At 41.1% G+C, this 19,415-nt stretch carries 19 protein-coding genes and 1 tRNA gene; 16 read left to right on the forward strand and 4 right to left on the reverse strand.

Annotation, left to right across the window (positions count from 1 at the left end; genetic code table 11):
- Nucleotides 1–91: 91 nt before the first annotated feature.
- The 8 genes from V7O61_RS04265 (at nt 92) to ahbC (ending at nt 8,361) form a co-directional block, all read left to right on the forward strand.
- Nucleotides 92–2,344 carry an ATP-dependent DNA helicase gene (locus V7O61_RS04265; protein WP_288068143.1) on the forward strand — a complete coding sequence of 751 codons (2,253 nt, stop codon included), beginning with the start codon at nt 92–94 and terminating at the stop codon, nt 2,342–2,344.
- Between the two features lie 260 nt (nt 2,345–2,604).
- Nucleotides 2,605–2,991, forward strand: coding sequence for a DUF2178 domain-containing protein (locus V7O61_RS04270; RefSeq protein ID WP_288068145.1), 387 nt, complete (start codon nt 2,605–2,607; stop codon nt 2,989–2,991).
- A gap of 74 nt (nt 2,992–3,065) precedes the next feature.
- Nucleotides 3,066–3,260, forward strand: coding sequence for a helix-turn-helix transcriptional regulator (locus V7O61_RS04275; RefSeq protein ID WP_048135741.1), 195 nt, complete (start codon nt 3,066–3,068; stop codon nt 3,258–3,260).
- 141 nt (nt 3,261–3,401) lie between these two features.
- Nucleotides 3,402–4,682: a histidinol dehydrogenase gene (hisD, locus tag V7O61_RS04280; RefSeq protein ID WP_288068146.1), complete on the forward strand. Its 1,281-nt coding sequence runs from the start codon at nt 3,402–3,404 to the stop codon at nt 4,680–4,682.
- 103 nt (nt 4,683–4,785) lie between these two features.
- Nucleotides 4,786–5,184 carry a DUF1699 family protein gene (locus tag V7O61_RS04285; RefSeq protein WP_023844274.1) on the forward strand — a complete coding sequence of 133 codons (399 nt, stop codon included), beginning with the start codon at nt 4,786–4,788 and terminating at the stop codon, nt 5,182–5,184.
- A gap of 239 nt (nt 5,185–5,423) precedes the next feature.
- Complete coding sequence (gene cobA, locus V7O61_RS04290) at nt 5,424–6,191, forward strand: uroporphyrinogen-III C-methyltransferase (protein ID WP_288068148.1); 768 nt, start codon at nt 5,424–5,426, stop codon at nt 6,189–6,191.
- 12 nt (nt 6,192–6,203) lie between these two features.
- On the forward strand, nt 6,204–7,001 hold the full coding sequence (locus tag V7O61_RS04295) for a uroporphyrinogen-III synthase (protein WP_288068150.1): 798 nt from the start codon (nt 6,204–6,206) through the stop codon (nt 6,999–7,001).
- 160 nt (nt 7,002–7,161) lie between these two features.
- Entirely contained in the window at nt 7,162–8,361 is a 1,200-nt protein-coding gene (gene ahbC, locus V7O61_RS04300) for a 12,18-didecarboxysiroheme deacetylase (RefSeq protein WP_407282627.1), read from the forward strand.
- Nucleotides 8,362–8,610: 249 nt separating this feature from the next.
- Here ahbC and V7O61_RS04305 read toward each other — a convergent pair whose 3' ends face one another.
- The 3 genes from V7O61_RS04305 to V7O61_RS04315 form a co-directional block, all read right to left on the reverse strand.
- Nucleotides 8,611–8,961 carry a desulfoferrodoxin family protein gene (locus tag V7O61_RS04305; RefSeq protein ID WP_288068152.1) on the reverse strand — a complete coding sequence of 117 codons (351 nt, stop codon included), beginning with the start codon at nt 8,959–8,961 and terminating at the stop codon, nt 8,611–8,613.
- Between the two features lie 72 nt (nt 8,962–9,033).
- Nucleotides 9,034–9,549, reverse strand: coding sequence for a ferritin (locus V7O61_RS04310; RefSeq protein WP_288068154.1), 516 nt, complete (start codon nt 9,547–9,549; stop codon nt 9,034–9,036).
- A gap of 67 nt (nt 9,550–9,616) precedes the next feature.
- On the reverse strand, nt 9,617–9,967 hold the full coding sequence (locus V7O61_RS04315; protein ID WP_023844267.1) for a DsrE family protein: 351 nt from the start codon (nt 9,965–9,967) through the stop codon (nt 9,617–9,619).
- A 595-nt stretch (nt 9,968–10,562) separates the two neighbouring features.
- Between V7O61_RS04315 and V7O61_RS04320 the strand changes: the two genes are divergently transcribed.
- The 8 genes from V7O61_RS04320 (at nt 10,563) to V7O61_RS04355 (ending at nt 19,049) form a co-directional block, all read left to right on the forward strand.
- Nucleotides 10,563–13,154, forward strand: a complete 2,592-nt coding sequence (locus V7O61_RS04320) for a valine--tRNA ligase (RefSeq protein ID WP_288068156.1) — start codon at nt 10,563–10,565, stop codon at nt 13,152–13,154.
- A 216-nt stretch (nt 13,155–13,370) separates the two neighbouring features.
- Nucleotides 13,371–13,853 carry an RNA-binding protein gene (locus V7O61_RS04325; protein WP_023844265.1) on the forward strand — a complete coding sequence of 161 codons (483 nt, stop codon included), beginning with the start codon at nt 13,371–13,373 and terminating at the stop codon, nt 13,851–13,853.
- Nucleotides 13,854–14,025: 172 nt separating this feature from the next.
- The gene (gene sepF / locus V7O61_RS04330) at nt 14,026–14,406 is read left to right on the forward strand and encodes a cell division protein SepF (protein ID WP_023844264.1); all 381 of its coding nucleotides are present in this window, start codon (nt 14,026–14,028) and stop codon (nt 14,404–14,406) included.
- Nucleotides 14,403–15,041: a ZPR1 zinc finger domain-containing protein gene (locus tag V7O61_RS04335; protein ID WP_407282626.1), complete on the forward strand. Its 639-nt coding sequence runs from the start codon at nt 14,403–14,405 to the stop codon at nt 15,039–15,041. The genes sepF and V7O61_RS04335 overlap by 4 nt, the downstream gene beginning before the upstream one ends.
- A gap of 218 nt (nt 15,042–15,259) precedes the next feature.
- Nucleotides 15,260–16,693, forward strand: a complete 1,434-nt coding sequence (gene proS / locus V7O61_RS04340; RefSeq protein WP_407282625.1) for a proline--tRNA ligase — start codon at nt 15,260–15,262, stop codon at nt 16,691–16,693.
- 52 nt (nt 16,694–16,745) lie between these two features.
- Nucleotides 16,746–17,822 carry a nicotinate mononucleotide-dependent phosphoribosyltransferase CobT gene (gene cobT / locus V7O61_RS04345; protein ID WP_407282624.1) on the forward strand — a complete coding sequence of 359 codons (1,077 nt, stop codon included), beginning with the start codon at nt 16,746–16,748 and terminating at the stop codon, nt 17,820–17,822.
- 69 nt (nt 17,823–17,891) lie between these two features.
- Nucleotides 17,892–18,084: transfer RNA gene (locus V7O61_RS04350), tRNA-Trp, on the forward strand.
- 203 nt (nt 18,085–18,287) lie between these two features.
- Nucleotides 18,288–19,049 (forward strand): response regulator, encoded by a 762-nt coding sequence (locus V7O61_RS04355; RefSeq protein ID WP_407282623.1) that lies wholly within the window; start codon nt 18,288–18,290, stop codon nt 19,047–19,049.
- Between the two features lie 43 nt (nt 19,050–19,092).
- Here V7O61_RS04355 and V7O61_RS04360 read toward each other — a convergent pair whose 3' ends face one another.
- The gene (locus V7O61_RS04360; protein WP_023844259.1) at nt 19,093–19,401 is read right to left on the reverse strand and encodes a DUF4405 domain-containing protein; all 309 of its coding nucleotides are present in this window, start codon (nt 19,399–19,401) and stop codon (nt 19,093–19,095) included.
- Between the last annotated feature and the right edge of the window lie 14 nt (nt 19,402–19,415).

Raw genomic sequence — 19,415 nt, forward strand, 5'->3', positions numbered from 1 at the left:
CTTTTTTGATTTCAAAAACTGAAATACCTTTTGGAATTTATGCTCAGGGCAATTTTAATTAGATATAACCCTCTCTTAAGTCTCAGTTATCATGAAGATCGAATCACTTGACCTGCCAGACGAAGTCATTCGTTTTTATCTGGATTCAGGTATTGAAGAACTCTATCCGCCTCAGGCTGAAGCAATTGAAAAAGGACTTCTCGAAGGTAAGAATCTACTGGCTGCGATTCCCACAGCTTCAGGAAAGACACTTCTTGCCGAGCTTGCAATGCTAAAGGCAATAGCAAACGGAGGAAAGGCTCTCTACATTGTTCCTTTGCGTGCACTTGCAAGCGAAAAGTTCGATCGCTTCAGGACATTCTCATCAGTTCAGGTTAAAGGAGAAGGGAACGGAGGCGTTAGGGTTGGGATATCCACAGGTGATTTCGAGTCAAGGGATGAGTGGCTTGGTTCCAATGATATTATAGTTGCTACATCTGAAAAGACTGATTCTCTCCTGAGAAATGAAACATCATGGATGCAGGAGATAACTACTATTGTAGTTGACGAGGTACATTTACTTGATTCGGCCAATAGAGGTCCGACACTTGAAGTTACATTGACAAAACTCATGAAGCTCAATCCCGGTTGCCAGATAATCGCTCTTTCAGCAACCGTGGGCAATGCTTATGAGATAGCAGACTGGCTGAAAGGAAAACTTGTTCTCAGTGAATGGAGACCAACACGCCTTCAGGAAGGTGTCTATTTTAACGGAAATATCAATTTCCACGGTTCACAGAAACTAATTGAATCAAGGGCAAAAGATGAGGCTGTCAATGTAGTGCTTGATACGCTGGAAGAAGGTGGTCAGTGTCTTGTTTTTGAAAGCAGCCGAAAGAACAGTGTTTCATTTGCTAAAAGGTCAGGTGCAAAAGTGGCTGAAACCCTGGACAAACCAACAAGAAAAGCACTTGATGAACTTGTCGAGGAAATCATAGAGAACGGTGAGACAGAAGCTGCCAATGAACTGGCAAAGTGTGTCCGCAATGGTACTGCTTTTCATCATGCAGGGCTTAATTCAGCACATCGCAGGATTGTGGAAGATGGATTCAGGGCTAACAGGATAAAGGTAATTTCCAGCACACCAACCCTTGCAGCAGGACTCAATCTTCCTGCAAGAAGAGTAATTATCAGAAGTTACAGGCGCTATGATCCAAATTATGGAATGCAGCCAATCCCTGTTCTGGATTACAAACAAATGGCAGGTCGTGCAGGCAGGCCGCATCTCGATCCTTATGGTGAATCAGTTCTCATAGCTAAATCATATAATGAAATGACAGGTCTTTTTGACAATTATATTGACGCTGATGCAGAAGATATCTGGTCAAAACTTGGTTCTGAGAACGCTTTGAGAACACACATCCTTTCAACAATTGTCAACGGTTTTGCGACAACAAGGGAAGGTCTCCTTGAATTTATAGAAGCTACCTTCTTTGCTCATCAGAATGATACATGGGGAATCATGGATGTTGTAGATGAATGCCTGGATTTCCTTAGATATCACGGTATGCTTGAGGGCGAGGACACATTGCTTCCAACAGTACTTGGAAGGTTAATATCAACACTTTATATCGATCCGCTTTCCGGTGCTTACATTGTTGAAGGACTGAAGGAAGCTAAAGCTGAAAGTATTACAGACATGACTCTTTTGCATCTGATATGCAAAACACCGGACATGAGGCAACTCTACATGAGATCCAGCGATTATGAAGTAATCAACGATATTATCATGGCTCGCAGCGATGAGTTTGCAGTGATTCCACCTAGGTCAAAGGAACTTGATTATGAATGGTTCATGGCTGAAGTGAAAACTGCCCTTCTGGTAGAGGACTGGATTAATGAGAAGTCACTTGATCAGATAACGAAGAAGTTCGGCGTAGGGGAGGGTGATGTCCATGCATTTGCCGATATTGCCGAGTGGCTCATGCATGCAACTTCAAGGCTTGCAGGACTTATTGCACCTGAAATGTCAACAGATATCTCCAGTCATGTTGCCCTGCTGGAAAAAAGGATACATTATGGAGCGTCATCTGATCTTATCGAGCTTGTAAGCATCAGGGGAATTGGTCGCGTGCGTGCACGCAAGCTCTATAAAAACGGACTTAAAACGGTGCAGGACATCAAAAGTTCTGATATTGCTACTGTATCTGAACTCATAGGTCCCAAGACCGCCAGAAAACTTTTTGAGGAGCTTGGTATTGCTTCAGGATTAAGGCCATCCGGTTCAGCAGAGGGTATAAAATCCGAAACAATGAGCTCAATTGTGGAAAGGGAGCAGAGCACTTTCAGTGATTTTGAGAAATAAATCCAGTTTTTACTGAAATGGTTCTGTCAAAACACCACTCTAATTAACATCAATTCGACAAAATTCATGTTTTTTAATGCATTATAATTCATTTTTTTTAATAATTATTTCCTTTTTTACCTGACGATTGAAAGTTTTTATGAACTAAATTTACGCATATTTCATGTTGTATATTTCTAACACACTCAACAGTTTAAAATACTAGGTGTTAGATATAGTTAACATGCATTGTGAGAAACTTAGGTTCTGGGAGGTCAATAATGAAGAAATCTACTATGTACTGGATATTAAGTTTAATTTTTGGAATTGCCGCAGTTACTCTTTATTCATATGATGATACCATTGGAGGAAATATGATGACTGCTGTAGTAATTGGATTATCTGTAAGTAATATTATGCGGAATGTAATGTTAAAAAATGATATCAAAAAAGATGAAATGGTCAAAAGAATTTCTGGTATGTCATCGGATATTGCATTGTGTCTTTCAATCATATCAATTGGATTATTGACAATAGTATTGCATTTTGTTCCAACCTTATTTGATGTGTTTGAAGTGTTAGCTATTTTATTAGCTGTCATGGTACTATCAAAAATTGTGCTTCAAGTGTACTACTCAAAAGTGAAAGACGAAATAGGTTTCCAGTAAAAATGGTGATATAAGTTATCATATCGCATGTTTTCTTAACCTTTAAATGATACACAATACGATAGGTGAATAAGCTGAGAACTACAATTAAAGAATTAAGGTCAAAGTTTGATTTAACTCAAAAAGACCTTGCAGATAGGGTAGGGGTAAGAAGGGAGACAATTGTCTTTTTGGAAAAGGGAAAATATAATCCTTCTTTAAAACTTGCATATGACATAGCTCAGGTGTTCGAATCAAAAATCGAGGAGATCTTTTTTTTCGACGATTAATTTTTAGCGTATAATTGATTAATTCACTTCAAATTCTAAGCATTATATATGATGAACAGGTATAAGCATCAGGCAATAGTCATATCATTGATTAATATCACTAATCTCATACAATTTTAGTTACTCAGCAGAGGAATAATTATGCTTTACAAGAAACTATCCGAACTTACCGATGAAGAAAAGAGCAAACTGATAGGACGTGGTGGCGGAGATCTTGCAAATGTTGAAGATACAGTTGCAGCTATCCTGCAGGATGTAAAGCATAATGGTGATGCAGCTCTGCGTGAATATACTAAGAAGTTCGATGGTGCTGATATCGATGCAATAGAGGTCACAAAAGAAGAGATTGATGAGGCTGCGGCAAGTATTGATCCTGAACTCATGAAGCATCTGGAGTTCGCCGCAGGCAACATCCGCAGGTTCCACGAGGCTCAGATGCCGCAAAAGACATGGTTCATTGAAGTCTCGCCGGGAATCGAACTCGGACAGAAGTTCACTGCCCTTGAAAGTGTCGGGGCATATGTACCGGGAGGACGTGCATCATATCCTTCCACAGCTTTGATGACCATAGTTCCCGCAAAAGTTGCCGGTGTTAAAAATGTGGTTATGTGTACCCCGCCCGGTAAGGATGGGAAGGTCAATCCTCTTACTCTTGCGGCAGCAAAAGTTGCCGGAGCAGACCATGTATATAAGATCGGTGGTGTGCAGGCTGTTGCCGGTATGGCATACGGCACTGAAACAGTCATGAAGGTTGACAAAATAGTTGGCCCCGGTAATGTATTTGTTACTTCTGCAAAGATGCAGGTTAGGGATATGGCAGAGATTGATTTTCCAGCCGGGCCAAGTGAAGTGCTTATCATAGCTGATGACACATGTAATGCCAGAATGGCAGCTTCAGACATGATTGCCCAGGCAGAGCACGATCCAAATGCAGTATCTGTTATCGTAACAACTTCCGAGAAACTTGCCGCGGATGTAAAAACTGAGGTGCTTAAACAGGCAGAAGAAACCCTCAGGACTGAGATTGTGAATACTTCTCTTGCAAATGCCGCAATTCTGACAGTGGAATCAATGGATAAGTGTATTGAGTTCTCAAATGAATTTGGGCCTGAGCACCTTGAAATAATGGTTGAAAATGATGATGAGGTCCTTGGAGGAATCGAACATGCAGGTTCCATATTTGTGGGTAACTATGCGCCTGTTCCTGTTGGAGATTATGCATCAGGTACAAATCATGTATTGCCAACTGCGGGATATGCAAGAATTTACTCCGGGCTTAATCTTGCGCACTTTATGAAGTCTGCAAGTATCCAGAGAATTAGCAAGAAGGGACTTGAAACTTTAAAAGATTCTGTTATAGCTCTTGCTGAAAAAGAGGGTCTGCAGGCACATGCAGATTCCGTAAGAACCAGATTTGAATAATATACCTTCATATTTTTTTATTTTTCAAATCGGTAATTATTTAAAAGGTGAATACATACATTATTTTAATAAGTTCTCAACGAACTGGAGGTGAGGGAGACATATGAAGATTAGAGTTGTAAGTTCGCGAGAGGAGATACCACATCTGAATCCGGGTGAAAAGGTAATCCATCTTGCTTTCAGACCATCGAACAAGGATATTTTTTCACTGGTCCAGACCTGTCCTAAAGTGGAAGTTATCCAGATCCCGAGTTCTTACAGGCGTACTGTCTCAAAGTCCATCGAGATGTTCATGCAAATGCAGGATATTAAGCTCATTGAAGGCGATGTCTGGGGCCACAGGAAAGACATCAACGAGTATTATAGTATCGCTCCGGCGCTGCTTGATAAGATTAAAGAGCTTAAGTCAGAAGGCATGTCTGATGAAAATATAGTAAGTAAACTTGAGCGTGAAGGTAAGTTAAACAAAGAAATGTTGTTCTATATATTGAGCAAAAAATAAATTTTTTCGGGTTGGAAAAGGTGCGGTATCATAACGGTACGGCACTCTTATTTATATTTAGTATAGTTTGTTGCCTGGTTTTCAAATCTTTTTATCACATTGATTTTGTTTTCTCTGATAGGTTCTGCTTTTGTGGCTATTTATAAAGTTATCTTGTTTTGTGTCTTTCAAGACGATGCATATTTATAACTTGGTAAGTTCATTACCATTCTGATAAATATTAAGAGGATCTCACTAACATGGCCCAGAAATATGGTAAAGTCTATTTAGTTGGTTCAGGCCCGGGTGACCCGGAATTATTAACAGTTAAAGCACGCAGGTTACTCGATACGACTGAAGTTGTGGTATACGATCAGCTTCCGGGTAAGGCAATAATAGATTCTATTCCTGACAGCGCTGAAAAGATCGATGCAGGTAAACATGCAGGTGATCATACACTTACACAGGATGAGATCAATGCTGTTATCATCCGCAAAGCCAAGGAAGGAAAGAATGTGCTGCGCCTTAAAGGTGGGGATCCTTATATGTTTGGCCGTGGAGGAGAAGAAGCCGAGGAACTCATAGCAGAAGGAATTGAGTTTGAGGTTGTTCCAGGTATAACATCAGCTGTGGCAGTTCCTGCATACGCAGGTATTCCTGTGACTCACAGGGACCACGCATCAATGGTGACTTTCATCACAGGTCACGAAGACCCGACAAAAGAGGAAACAGCTCTAGACTGGGAAACACTTGCAAATTTCGATGGTACAATTGTCATTTTCATGGGCGTAAAAATGCTTGGCAGGAATGTCGGTGAACTTATGAAATTCGGCAAGGATCCAAAAACACCTGTTGCTCTTATTGAGAGAGGTACAAGACCTGACCAGCGCGTAACTGTTGGTGTCCTTGATAATATCGCAGAAGTCGCAAAGGAAAGAGGTGTAAAGGCACCTGCAATTACAATCATTGGTAATGTTGTTTCCTTGCATGATATTCTTGGCGAGCAGGTCTCAAATTATTTTGATTAGAAGGTGTTACCTTTGGCAGATAAATCCAAAAGACCTGTGCTTGCTATAATGAGGCCAAAGCGCTACCTCAAAGATTCAGTGGAACTTGCACAATCAATGGGATTTGATCCTCTTGCAGTTCCAATGATCGAGCTTGAGGGCATGAAGGACGAGTTCTTCGATGGTTTCGTTGAAAGGGTAATGGCAGGAAAATCGGATTATGTGATATTTACAAGTGCTAACGGCATAGATTTCACACTGGAAAAGATACCTGAAGAAGAGCATGAAAAATTCATTTCTGCTCTTAATTCCACAAAAGTGATTGCCATTGGACCAACCACTCGCAAGGCGCTGGATGATATGGGTATAAATGTACTTGGGATGCCTGGAGTTTATAGTTCCGAAGGTCTTGTGGAGTATCTCTGTTCTGATGTAAAAGGCAAGGTAATTGACACAGCAAGAAGTTTCTATGGCTCAACACTTCTCATAGAAGGCCTGAAGAACTGCGGGGCTGAAATCCATGAGACAAATGTCTATACTCTGACAAAACCTGATGGTGATGAGCAGGCAGAGTTCATAAGCAAGGTGCTTGCAGGAGAAGTTGATGTATTCGCATTCACAAGTTCCATGATGGTGCGCAATTTCTTCGAACATGCTGTGGACCAGTCTTCAAAAAATGAAGTGCTGGCTATTATGAATAATTCTGTAGTTGCGGCCATAGGTGTACCTACCGCGAAAACCATTGAGGGTTACGGTGTGAATGTTTCAGTAACTCCTGGTAAGTTCACATTCGAAGCAATTCTCAAAAAAGTTCTGGATTTGCTTAATTAGCATTTCCGCTTTTTCTTTTCTTTATTTCAAACTAACTTAACGGTACTTCCCCAAACTTCCAATATTTGTCGGCCTACCATAGATATAATATAGGATGATGGTATAGGAGTTTCGCATATAATAGAACAATCTTCTTTTATCTTTTATTCGGAGTCCGATCATGATAGGAATTTCAAAACTTTATTGCAGAACTGTGGAGCCCTCGGACGCGCTCAGGTACGGGCGTGACTCTAAAAAACTCCCCTCACATTTGCTCCAGTTCTCAAAGGATAAAAAGCCAGTTGTAGTCTGGAATGTCACCCAGCGCTGCAACCTTCGCTGTGTCCATTGTTATGCACACTCAAAGGACATGGAATACAAAAATGAACTGAGTACCGAAGAAGGCATGGCTCTTATAGATGACCTTGCAGATTTCGGTTGTCCGGTGATACTTTTCTCTGGTGGCGAACCCCTGATGAGAAAAGATCTGCCTGAACTTGCAGGCTATGCCCGTTCAAAAGGTATCAGGGCTGTAATTTCAACAAACGGGACCTTGATAACAGAAGAGATGGCAAAAAAACTCAAGGACATTGGTCTATCTTACGTGGGAATATCCCTTGATGGAATGAGGGAGACAAACGATAAGTTCCGTGGTATTGAAGGCTCTTTTGACAGGGCACTTCAGGGTCTGCACAACTGCCAGAAGGAAGGTATCAAAGTTGGACTCAGGTTTACCATCAATCGTCATAATGTGCATGACATTCCTGCAATATTTGACCTGATGGAAAAGGAAAACATTCCTAGAATCTGTTTCTATCACCTTGTATATTCAGGCCGTGGCTCTGAAATGGTAAATGAAGACCTGAGTCTTGAAGAAAGCCGAAAGACAGTTGACCTGCTTATGGACAAGACAAGAGAGCTTCATGCAAAAGGTCTTAAAGCCGAGGTTCTGACCGTAGATAACCATTGTGATGGTCCATACATCTATATGCGTCTTCTGAAAGAGGATCCGGAAAGGGCTGCTGAAGTTCTTGAACTGTTGAACATGAACAGGGGCAATTCCACAGGAATTGGATTTGGTTGTATCTCATGGGACGGTTCAGTACATCCTGACCAGTTCTGGAGGCACTATACTTTCGGAAACATAAGAGAACGCAAATTCAGTGAAATCTGGAGAGACACCAGCGATGAACTTATGGCAGGACTTAAAGACCGTAAGCCTCTGATAAAAGAGAATGCTGATAGATGTGCACACTGCAAATGGTTTGATGTCTGTAATGGAAACTTCCGTGTAAGGGCGGAAGCCATCTATGGTAACACCTGGGCAGACGATCCTGCATGTTATCTTACCAAGGAAGAGATAGGTTACGATGAGTTCTAAGTAACCTTTTTTCTTTCATGCATGCATGTAGGGTATTACATAGTTTAGAATGATCATTGCCATGATACCAACTATAATGGCAAGGAATGCGAATTTTCCCATTAATTTTCTGATCATTATTTTTCCCTCTTTTTCTTTCAGCTAATTTGCATACGATTACATGATGCTTTTAGTGAAAGGAGTGAGTGAACACATATAAAAAAGATGTGGCGACTGATGCCACAAATGATAGAAATTTTACTTCAGTCTTTAAACTTCAATACAGTTCTTCCACAGGCCGTGGATGTTACAGTATTCAAGTGCACAGAATGCTTTGAAGTCATCAATGTTGTTAACGTGGAATGAAGCAGTAGGCTCGGTGTAAACTGGTTCGAAGTTCATTCTTCCAAAATCTACCATTTTACCGTCCTTTGTAATTCCGTAAAGTTCAACCCATGAAATGTGGTGCTCAAGGGTGTTTGGGTGTTTTACTTCCTTTCCTACAATTACACGTACATAGTCTGCTTTTGCATGACCGTGACCTCTGATTATATCAATCTCAGGGACGTGTTTCTCTTTACCTTCAACTTCCTTTCCTTTCAGTGCTTCTTCAAATTCCATTTATTTCACCTTTTCTCTATTTTATCTGATAATTGTGTTTTTATAACAGTAATTTTACAACGAACTTTGTTTTTATTCCTCTGATGCAGCCGGTGCTGTGAAAGTCCTTGTCAGAAGTTCTTTGTCAAGCATGTAGAGGCCGTTACCATCGTCACCGATGAGCTTGAGTTTTGCAATAAGTTCGTTGTCATTTGCTTCTTCCTCAATCTGTTCTGTTACAAACCACTGGAGGAATATCTGAGTAGCATAGTCCTTTTCTTCATTTGACAGGGTTACCAGATCGTAGATTGATTTTGTAATGAACTGTTCGTGCTTGAGCGTTGCTTCAAACATCTCTAAAGGAGTTCCAAAGCTTTCAGGTGGCTTTTCAATTGTTTCAAGTATAACTTTTCCTCCCTGGTCGTTTACATAGTCGTATATTTTCATTGCATGGGTCATTTCTTCCTGATACTGAACCATGAACCAGTTGGCAAAACCGTCAAGACCTTCGTATGTGCAGTGGGCTGACATATCCATGTAAAGATATGCAGAATACATTTCTTTGTTTATCTGCCCATTAAGGGCCGCTACCATCTTTTCGCTTAACATTTACAATCTCCGTTCTTTATGTTGTTTTGTTTATAGCTATAAACAGTTCTGATGTTTACATGGAATTTCATACTACGACAATTTCGTAGCCATCATTCATGTATCGGGCCATGCTTGGGTGTCCGAACATCTCATCACACAAAGGCAGTTCCTGATTTTTTGCACTTTCAAGACTTTCCATTTTAGATGCGCATGCTCTGCATACACAGTCAATAAGTCCTGCATCCTTTGCTTTAACATAAAGGGCTGTGAACGGTTTTTTCTCACCTTCAGCTTCCTTTACAAGACGCGTTGCAGAACCTTCTATGATAAGTTTCACATCATAGCCTTTGTCTTTCATGTCAAGTGCATTCATCAGTGCGTGGACGAAACACATCTCCTCTCCGTTAAAAGCAAAAATAGCTACTTTTCTGGACATTATGTCACCTTTCATCACTGTTTTGCTTCCCCAGCATAAAATTGATGAGATGTCTATAAAGTGTTTTCGGTCTCCTGCTATTTTTATTCAAAATTAAGAGGTACCGTGCTTGTATTGGTTTATGGATTGATATTAACGATTATTTGTATATTATTATGCGTAATTGTGCACATTATCAAAACAAAATCGGAAAATTGATATACTAAATTCCCGTCACGGTGGATGGCTTGTCTTTTGCACATAACCGGGCAGAATATAGGGCATATGTTCCAGACGGTATCATCACCCATTCGTCAAGGAAATGTTTGCTTTCGATCGTACACCAATGACCTCTTGTCCGCGGAGTTTTCTGCAAGATACTCCTTTGTGCAAGAGCAGCCTCTTTTTAACAAATTAAGATTATCATCATGTTCCTTCCGGTTTGTATAAATGTATTTATCAGCATGCTCCGGTATTTCCTGTCTAACCAGATAATTTAAATAATCTTACACCACTTAGGATAAAAACACAATCAATACATTAAATGAATTGATTAATTCCATACAGATATCAAATAAATCAAATTATATTTTATCACATTTACCGGAGAGTCACAATGACAATTCCTAAAGAGTATGACCCACACATTATAGAGCCTAAATGGCGCGATTCATGGGATATGTCCATGTATCACTTTGACTGGAAAGATAATACCAGACCCCAGTTCATTATCGATACTCCACCACCATATCCTACCGGAAATTTCCATATCGGTAACTCCCTTAACTGGTGTTATATTGATTTTGTTGCAAGATACAAGCGCATGTGCGGGTTTAATGTGATGTTCCCACAGGGCTGGGACTGTCACGGTCTTCCTACTGAAGTAAAGGTTGAGGAGATTCACGGCATCACAAAGAATGAGGTTCCAAGGGAGGAATTCAGGAACATGTGCCGTGAGCTTACAGTTGGTAACATCGAGAAGATGAGACAGACAATGCTGAACCTCGGCTTCTCCACAGACTGGAGTAATGAGTTTGTGACAATGGAACCTGAGTACTATTCCAAGACCCAGAGGTCTTTCAGGCAGATGTACGATATGGATCGTCTCTATCAGTCCGAGCACCCTGTAAACTGGTGTCCAAGATGTGAAACTGCAATTGCTTTTGCAGAAGTTGAGTATGATGCAAGGGAAACAAAGCTCAATTTCCTGCATTTCGATGGTCTTGAGATAGCAACCACAAGACCGGAATTGCTTGCAGCCTGTGTTGCAGTTGTAATAAATCCTGAAGACGAACGTTACAAACAACACATCGGTTCAACTGTAAAAGTCCCTCTCTTTGGCCACGAGGTAAAGGTAATTGGCGATGAAGCAGTAGACCCTACATTTGGTACAGGTGTTGTTATGATCTGTACGTTTGGTGACAAGCAGGATGTCAGATGGTGGCTGGAGCATGGTCTTCCACTTCGTAAGGCAATTGACAAACAGGGCTTTATGACTGATATTGCAGGCAAGTACAAGGGGATGACAATTCCTGAATGTAAGCAGGCAATAATTGAAGACCTTAAGAGTGAAGGTTATCTTTACGAGCAGAAATCTCTTGACCAGAATGTCGGTATGTGCTGGAGATGTAGTACTCCTATTGAGATTCTGTCCGAACGCCAGTGGTTCATTAAAATCCCTAATGAAGAGATTGCAATGGCAGCTAATGAGATCGAATGGCTGCCAGAATACATGAAGGTCAGGCTTGACAACTGGAACAACACCATGGAATGGGACTGGTGTATATCCCGCCAGAGACTTTTCGCAACCCCTATTCCGGTATGGTATTGTAAGGAATGTGGCGAAACAATGGTTGCCAGGGAGGAGTGGATGCCAATTGACCCTACAACACAGCAGCCACCTGAAGCCTGTAAATGCGGATGCACAGAATTCGAGGCAGAAGAAGATGTTCTGGACACATGGATGGACTCATCAATAACAGCACTTCATGTTTCCGGCTGGCTCACAGACCACAAAATGAGGCTTCCAACACAGCTTCGTCCACAGGGTCATGATATTATCAGGACATGGGCATTTTATACAATTCTCAGATCAATGGCAATCCAGGGTAAGAGGCCATGGGATTCAATCCTGATTAACGGTATGGTTCTTGGTGAAGACGGACACAAGATGAGTAAGTCACTTGGTAATGTCATCTCGCCGGAAGAAGTAATTAAAGATTATAGTGCTGACTCTTTCAGGCAGTGGGCTGCAATCGGCGGTTCACCTGGTTCAGATGTAATGTTCCGCTGGAAAGATGTTGTTTCAGCATCAAGGTTCTTCGCAAAGATGTGGAGCATTTACAGGTTCAGCATGTCCCATCTGGAGGAATATGAACATAGTGACCTTGATGTCTCAGAGCTTAAGATCGTTGACAAATGGCTCCTGAGCAACCTTAACAGGCTCATAGCTTCAGTAACCGAGTCAATGGAAAAATACCAGTTCGATGAAGCTTTCAAGGCTGTAAGAGGTTTCACATGGGATGTCCTTGCAGACAACTATATTGAGCTTGTAAAGGCACGTCTCTATGGTGATGATGAAGCAGGAAAGAAGGCTGCAAGGTACACTTTGTATGTGGCTATTGATGCGCTTTCAAAAATGCTTGCACCATTCGCTCCATTCTTTGCCGAGGAAATGTTCTCACGCATAGGTGAGGGCAGTGTTCACGTTCAGGCATGGCCGGAAGTTTGTGATTCACTTATCGATGAAGGTGTGGAGAAATCCGGTGAATTCATCAAGGAAATTGCAAGTAATGTCAGGCGCTACAAGTCCGAGCATGGAATGGCATTGAACGCTCCTCTTGAGAAGATAGAGATATACGGAAGTCTTGATGATCTGACCGATGTACTTGGAGCTACCAATTCCCCGGTTGAGATGATTGACGGTGAACCTGACTTTGAGCATGTACCTGTTAATGTCAAACCAAATATGGGTATGATAGGGCCGAAATTCAGAGGACAGGCCAAGGCAATTATCGATGCACTTACAGAAGCAAATCCAAAGAAGATTGCAGATGAAGTTGCAAATGGTAAGGTTGTTGTTGAAGTAGATGGCCAGACTATCGAGCTTGAACCCGAATGCGTTGAAATCGAAAAAGAGGTAGTTTCCGCAGGAAGGGCTGTGGATGTTCTTGACATCAGCGGAGTTCCTGTTGTAATTATCAGGTAATCGGCAGGTAATATCAGCAATCAGGAATAGTCAATGAATATTGTTTCAGGATGCTTTATGTGTTTCGCATAACTCTTTTAAAGCATCCATTACTTATTTTAGTAACATATCTAGCATTATTTAGTGGAATTCCTACGGGTTCTGCTAAAGAATTAATTACAAGCTTATTAACGGAAAATAGTCCATATTCAAATATCTTATCTGACAGGTGATCGGTTGAAAATAAAGTCCAGGGTACAGTTAAGAAAATCTGCAAAGAATCAGCTTTTAAGTGATATCAAATCCGTTTTCGGTGATGCTTCAAAACAACTGGAAAAGAGCAAGTTTGAAACAGCAAACATTGACGATCTGTCCCTCATACTGGTTGACGGTGAACCTTTGCTTTTCCAGATTGATGAGTTTTACTTTCCGACTGTAAAAGGAGTACTGAAACTCGGCTTGATGAAGAATGTGGTAACCGTGGATTCTGGTGCGGTTCGTTTTGTGGTTAATGGTGCTGATATTATGTGTCCTGGCATAGTTGCTGCAGATGATAATATACAGAAGGGTGATCATGTTATCATTATTGAGGAAGCACACAGCAAACCTCTTGCAATTGGAACTGCACTGATGCCAGGTGTTGAGATGAAAGGAAATACCGGAAAAGGTGTAAAATCCATTCATTATGTAGGCGACAAGCTATGGAATCTCGACATCTAAAAGAAATCATTAAAATAGGATGAGATTAAATATAATTATCAGTAACTACCAGTAACTACATATCAGCAGCAGATAATACTGATTATAACCGGGATATGCAGTCCATTCCGGTAACATTTTAAGTATTAGTGCTATTAATATAACAGTGTTTTTGAATACATGAGGGCGAATTATGGCAAATATTGTTAACAAATTGTTTGGTGGCAGCAGCAAAAGCTCAACCACTGAGGATGAGTATACTGAACTTGATCTTACAAAGTATGAAGAAGTAATGGATGACGAGCCTGCAGAGACTTACATCCGTGTTGCAGAACTCACAAACCTCAATGAGCTGACCTCACTCAAAAAAGAGATCTATGATGGTAACATTGTAATGATAGACATTTCAAACATCAAGGTTGACAAGTTATTACTTGACCGTGCTTTGAAAGATCTCAAAGAAGTAGTAATGGATGTTCATGGCGATATCGCCGGTATCAAGGAAGACCAGGTTCTTGTAACTCCAACAGGTATCAAGATAGACAGGTCAAAGATAATTGGTGGCAGATATTGAGCGAAAACGACTCCTGTCAGAAATTTATTACTAAGACTTCATGTCCACTCTGCCACGAAGAGCTGATTATCAGCTGGCAGGGTGATGAAATTCCTTATTTTGGTGAGGTAATGTACATCACCGCATCATGTAGTTGCAGTTTCAGGTTTGCTGACACTCTTATCCTTTCCCAGAAAGAACCAATGCGTTATGAGCTACTGGTTGAGGGTCTTGACGATCTCAATAGCAGGGTAGTACGTTCGACTTCAGGCACCATCAGGATACCTGAGCTTGGAATTGATGTTGAACCCGGTTCTATATCCGAATCCTACATAACCAATATTGAAGGTATACTTGACAGGATTCTCAGTGTGGTTATCACAGCGACCAAATGGTGTGAGGATGATGAGGAAAAGCAAAAACGTGGTCTTGAAGTTCAGAAAGCCCTTGAAGAAGCGATAGAGGGACAAAGATCTTTAACTGTTATTGTAGAGGATCCTTTCGGCAACAGTGCGATTATTTCTGAAAAGGTCAGGTCATGTGTGCTTGATCTGGATGAAGCCGGTGGTCTTAAGACCGGTATGATTGTTTTTGATGCAAATTCCTCGGAAATGGAAATGGATGCGAGTGATTCAGAGTATCATCTCACTGATTGAGGTTTGACAGGGTATATCTTTACTCTATTTTTTTACTCCTTTTTATCTGGATTTTATCTGAAAAATTTAGCTAATTTCGGATATTTCTTTTATATTTTGTTTTTCAATTTCAGGTGATTAGTGTCATTGGTTTCTTTGCGGCCATGAAAGGAAATGGCTATAAGCAATGTATTAGTTATTGTAGCCAAATCAACTATGAAACTTATAAAGGTGAATAAATGGCAGAGCAAGAAAAAGATGCTGCACTTCCTTCAAAAGAGAATTTCAGTGAATGGTATAACGATCTGCTCTTAAAGGGCGAGATCATGGATGTACGTTATCCTGTAAAGGGACTTTATGTATGGTTCCCATTCGGATTTAACATCAGAAGAAATGTTTATGATATCATGCGCAGGCTTCTTGATAAGGATCATCAGGAAACAATGTTCCCACTCCTTATTCCTGAAAATGAGTTCATGAAAGAGGCAGAGCACATCAAAGGATTTGAAGACGAGGTTTACTGGGTTACACATGGAGGCTTGTCTCCACTTGACGTAAAGCTTGCACTTCGTCCAACCAGTGAGACTGCAATTTATCCAATGTATAAGCTCTGGATAAGGTCACACGCAGATATGCCACTTAAGCTCTACCAGATAGTCAACACTTTCAGGTATGAGACCAAACACACACGTCCTCTTATCAGGCTCCGTGAGATCACTTCGTTTAAAGAAGCTCATACAGTCCATGCTACATGGGATGATGCGGCAGCCCAGGTGGATGAAGCTATCAGAATTTATACTGATTTCTATCGCCAGCTTGCTGTGCCTGTACTTGCGTCCAAAAGACCTGACTGGGATAAATTCCCTGGTGCAGATTATACCATTGCAACCGATGCATTGATGCCTGATGGAAAGACACTTCAGGTAGGTACTGCCCACCACCTCGGTGACAATTTTGCAAAAACCTTTGATATAACATATGAAGATGCAGAGGGTGAACAGGTCTATGCTCACCAGACTTGCTATGGTGTTTCTGAGCGTTCAATAGCAGCTCTTATTTCCATTCACGGAGATGATAAGGGTCTTGTGCTTCCACCGGCAGTTGCTCCGGTTCAAGTTGTAATCATTCCTATTATTTTCAAGAAAGCTGAAGGTGTCCTTGAAGCCTGTGAGGAACTTAAGAGTAAACTCGAGGCAGTGGGAATCCGCGTTAAAATGGATTCAAGCGACGACCGCCCGGGTGCCAAATATTACAAATGGGAAATGAAAGGCGTACCTGTAAGACTGGAACTTGGTCCAAGGGATCTCAAAAACAATGCAGCTATGCTTGCACGTCGTGATACCGGAGAGAAGCAACAGTATTCCCTGGATACCATTGTTGCCGATGTGTCTTCAATGCTTGATGACATTCATGATTCACTCTACGAAAAGGCAAAGGACAGTGTTTATTCACGTGTCATTGATTGTGAAACACTTGATGATGTCAGGGAGAATCTTCCAAAAGGTATTGCAAAGATATTCTGGTGTGGTAACAAGGAATGCGGCCTGAAACTGGAAGATGAGACAGGTGCAGGAATACTTGGAATACCAACTGATCAGGATGAATGTAGTGGTAAATGTCCTGTATGTGGCTCGGATTCTGAAACGAAGGTTTATGTTGCAAGGACATACTGAGTAATCTGGAAAAAGTCATATACACCCTGTAAAATACATCTAGGCGATTGGTATGGATACGTTATCACCTGAAAAAGTCCGGTTACCTGAAAAACCGTTGTTCGTTTGTGTCCTTGGAAACACGGAGACTGCATATATAGAAGGTCTTTCCGCAGCAGGGAAGACTGCAAAACTGACAGACTATACGCCTGCCGGTGACGCAGAGGTCCTTGAAACAGGAACTATAATTGATATTCCTATCTTACCTATGACTCCTCCATATGATACACCTACCCCCGCACTCATAACACGTGCAGCTCTTTCGATAACAGGTGTCCCTCATATATTTGTGAATTCAGGTCTGAAGGTTCTTCCGGCTAAACAGGTAGAACTTGTTGATATTGGTGGAAAACCGGGTGATGATATCAGAAAACCAGTTGCTGTGCACAATGTACAGGAAGTTTTTGATAATGCATTCAAACTTGGGGAGAAGCTTGCAAAGGAACATGATTTCATCATGATCGGTGAGAGTATCCCTGCGGGAACCACTACGGCAAATGCGTTATTGCAGGCACTTGGTTATGATGGAAACGTTAGCAGTAGTTCTGATGCAAATCCTCTGAATCTTAAAAAAGAAGTTGTCAGAGACGCTCTGTCCTCATCAGGAATAACTTTTGGTTCTTTGCGTGATGATCCTCTTAAAGCGATAGCTTCTGTAGGTGATCCTATGATGATTGCGGTTGCAGGAATTACTGCAGGTCTTGGCGACACTCCTGTGATTCTTGCAGGTGGTACTCAGATGGCATCGATATTTGCTGCCATTAAACACCTGGGATATCCAACTGACAACATAAAGATAGTTACAACAAGTTATGTTGTTCGTGATGAATCTGCAAACTTTGTGGAGCTGGCCGCTGAAATTGGTGCAAATTATGAAGGAGCTGATCCTGAATTTGGTAAGTCTTCCTTTAAGGGTTTACAGCAATATGAAGTCGGTTTTGTTAAAGAAGGTGTAGGGGCAGGTGGAGCTATCTATCTCACGGCCATGTATGGCTATTCTATGGAGGAGTTGCGCTCAAAGATCGAGCAACTATGTGATGATTTGTGCAAATTCGGGGATCTTGCCCGGGTTGCCGGTAAGGATATATAAACGTAGGCGCGTAGTACCGCTAAATATATCACAGATAAGATGTATTCAGGGGATACTACCCGAATTTATGGGGTTGTGGCCTAGCCCGGCATGGCGATGGGCTCCAGCGGATAAATGATGAACAACGGGTCTACTGAGACTAACCCGACGGGGTTGGTTTGTGAGGAGCCGTTGGAGCACTGATATGTGCTCAAGAACCTAGCTGTTTTTGCAGCTGTTCGGAGAGACCCGTCGATCGTGAGTTCGAATCTCACCAACCCCATCTATTTTCTCTTTTTTGAGACTCTAAAGCAGTGTGAGTAACTCTTTCTATGCCTAAACTATATATGTAGATAGAACTATATAATTAATAGTAAAGTTTAAAATAATTTTACTTAAATAAAGTAACAAGATGGGACGGTTACCATTAAATTTATATTGCAATCTATTTATTTAATTCATGTGTAAAAAGGGAGCCTATGATTCATGCACCACAGGGATAAAGTACTCATTGTTGACGACGAGCAGGCCATAGTAGAGCTAATGGGACTTTACCTTAAATCAGATTATGATGTTATTCCTGCATATAGTGGGCAGGAGGCACTGGATAAGGTAAAGACCGAAAAGCCGGATATTATTCTGCTTGATGTAATGATGCCTGATATGAATGGGTATGAGGTATGCAGGGTTTTAAAGACATCAGTGGAGACACAATTCTTGCCAGTGGTGATGGTTACTGCATTATCCGGGAAGGATGATCGTATAAAAGGTATTGAGGTTGGTGCGGATGAGTTTCTTGGAAAACCTGTTAACCGTCTTGAACTTGTGACCAGAGTTAAATCCCTTTTGCGTATAAAACACCTTCAGGATAAAGTTCTTGCAGAAAGAAATGAGGCAATGAATTATCTTGATATTGCTGGTTTTGTTGTTTTTGTACTTGATAGTGATATGAAGATCAACCTTGTGAACCGTAAAGGCAATGATGTATTGGGTTATGATGAGTTTGAACTCATTGGCCACGATTTCGTCAAATTCCTTGTACCTGAAGATAAAGGTTCAGAACTTCAGGGTGAGTTTACTAAAATAATGTCCGGTGAATCAGAACCACAGGAATTTGCCGAGCATATTGTCCTTTCAAAAGATGGAAAAGAAATCCCTATGCGCTGGTATGATGTTGTCCTGAAAGACAATGATGGTAAAATTACTGGCATTCTGCGTTCAGGGGAAGATCTGAGTAAATTTGAGTGAGTTAAACAAAAAAGTTTTAAACTTGAACTTTGTTTAAATGAACTTATATATTTATTAGTTCGCACTCTGTGTTTTCCTTGTCTTCATCATTTTTGAACAGGTTTTTTGTCATGCAGCACATCCATCTTTTATGCAGGACGAAATGAAAACCTGTTAGTAACGTTAACAGAATGGCGGATTTGTTATGGACAAGTGTCCATGTTGCCTTGGTAATACCTATGAATTCCTGGTACCTGCCTCTTTGCACTCCGGATGGGATGGCAAGATATAATACAAAGCCTGTGATCGCAACTATAATAAATAATACTGTCAGCAGGATGTCAATATAATAGTTCATTTTTGGTCTGTTCATCTTTCCCTCTGAAA

This window comes from Methanolobus sp. WCC1, from assembly GCF_045690315.1.
GTDB classification, from domain to species: Archaea; Halobacteriota; Methanosarcinia; order Methanosarcinales; family Methanosarcinaceae; genus Methanolobus; species Methanolobus tindarius.

Coding starts and splice junctions, on each gene's coding strand:
- V7O61_RS04305 (WP_288068152.1), bottom strand. CDS start 8,961: ATGGAATTTGAAGAAGCACTGAAAGGAAAGGAAGTTGAAGGTAAAGAG.
- V7O61_RS04270 (WP_288068145.1), top strand. CDS start 2,605: ATGAAGAAATCTACTATGTACTGGATATTAAGTTTAATTTTTGGAATT.
- V7O61_RS04310 (WP_288068154.1), bottom strand. CDS start 9,549: ATGTTAAGCGAAAAGATGGTAGCGGCCCTTAATGGGCAGATAAACAAA.
- cobT (WP_407282624.1), top strand. CDS start 16,746: ATGGATACGTTATCACCTGAAAAAGTCCGGTTACCTGAAAAACCGTTG.
- ahbC (WP_407282627.1), top strand. CDS start 7,162: ATGATAGGAATTTCAAAACTTTATTGCAGAACTGTGGAGCCCTCGGAC.
- hisD (WP_288068146.1), top strand. CDS start 3,402: ATGCTTTACAAGAAACTATCCGAACTTACCGATGAAGAAAAGAGCAAA.
- V7O61_RS04355 (WP_407282623.1), top strand. CDS start 18,288: ATGCACCACAGGGATAAAGTACTCATTGTTGACGACGAGCAGGCCATA.
- V7O61_RS04315 (WP_023844267.1), bottom strand. CDS start 9,967: ATGTCCAGAAAAGTAGCTATTTTTGCTTTTAACGGAGAGGAGATGTGT.
- proS (WP_407282625.1), top strand. CDS start 15,260: ATGGCAGAGCAAGAAAAAGATGCTGCACTTCCTTCAAAAGAGAATTTC.
- V7O61_RS04285 (WP_023844274.1), top strand. CDS start 4,786: ATGAAGATTAGAGTTGTAAGTTCGCGAGAGGAGATACCACATCTGAAT.
- V7O61_RS04320 (WP_288068156.1), top strand. CDS start 10,563: ATGACAATTCCTAAAGAGTATGACCCACACATTATAGAGCCTAAATGG.
- sepF (WP_023844264.1), top strand. CDS start 14,026: ATGGCAAATATTGTTAACAAATTGTTTGGTGGCAGCAGCAAAAGCTCA.
- V7O61_RS04265 (WP_288068143.1), top strand. CDS start 92: ATGAAGATCGAATCACTTGACCTGCCAGACGAAGTCATTCGTTTTTAT.
- cobA (WP_288068148.1), top strand. CDS start 5,424: ATGGCCCAGAAATATGGTAAAGTCTATTTAGTTGGTTCAGGCCCGGGT.
- V7O61_RS04360 (WP_023844259.1), bottom strand. CDS start 19,401: ATGAACAGACCAAAAATGAACTATTATATTGACATCCTGCTGACAGTA.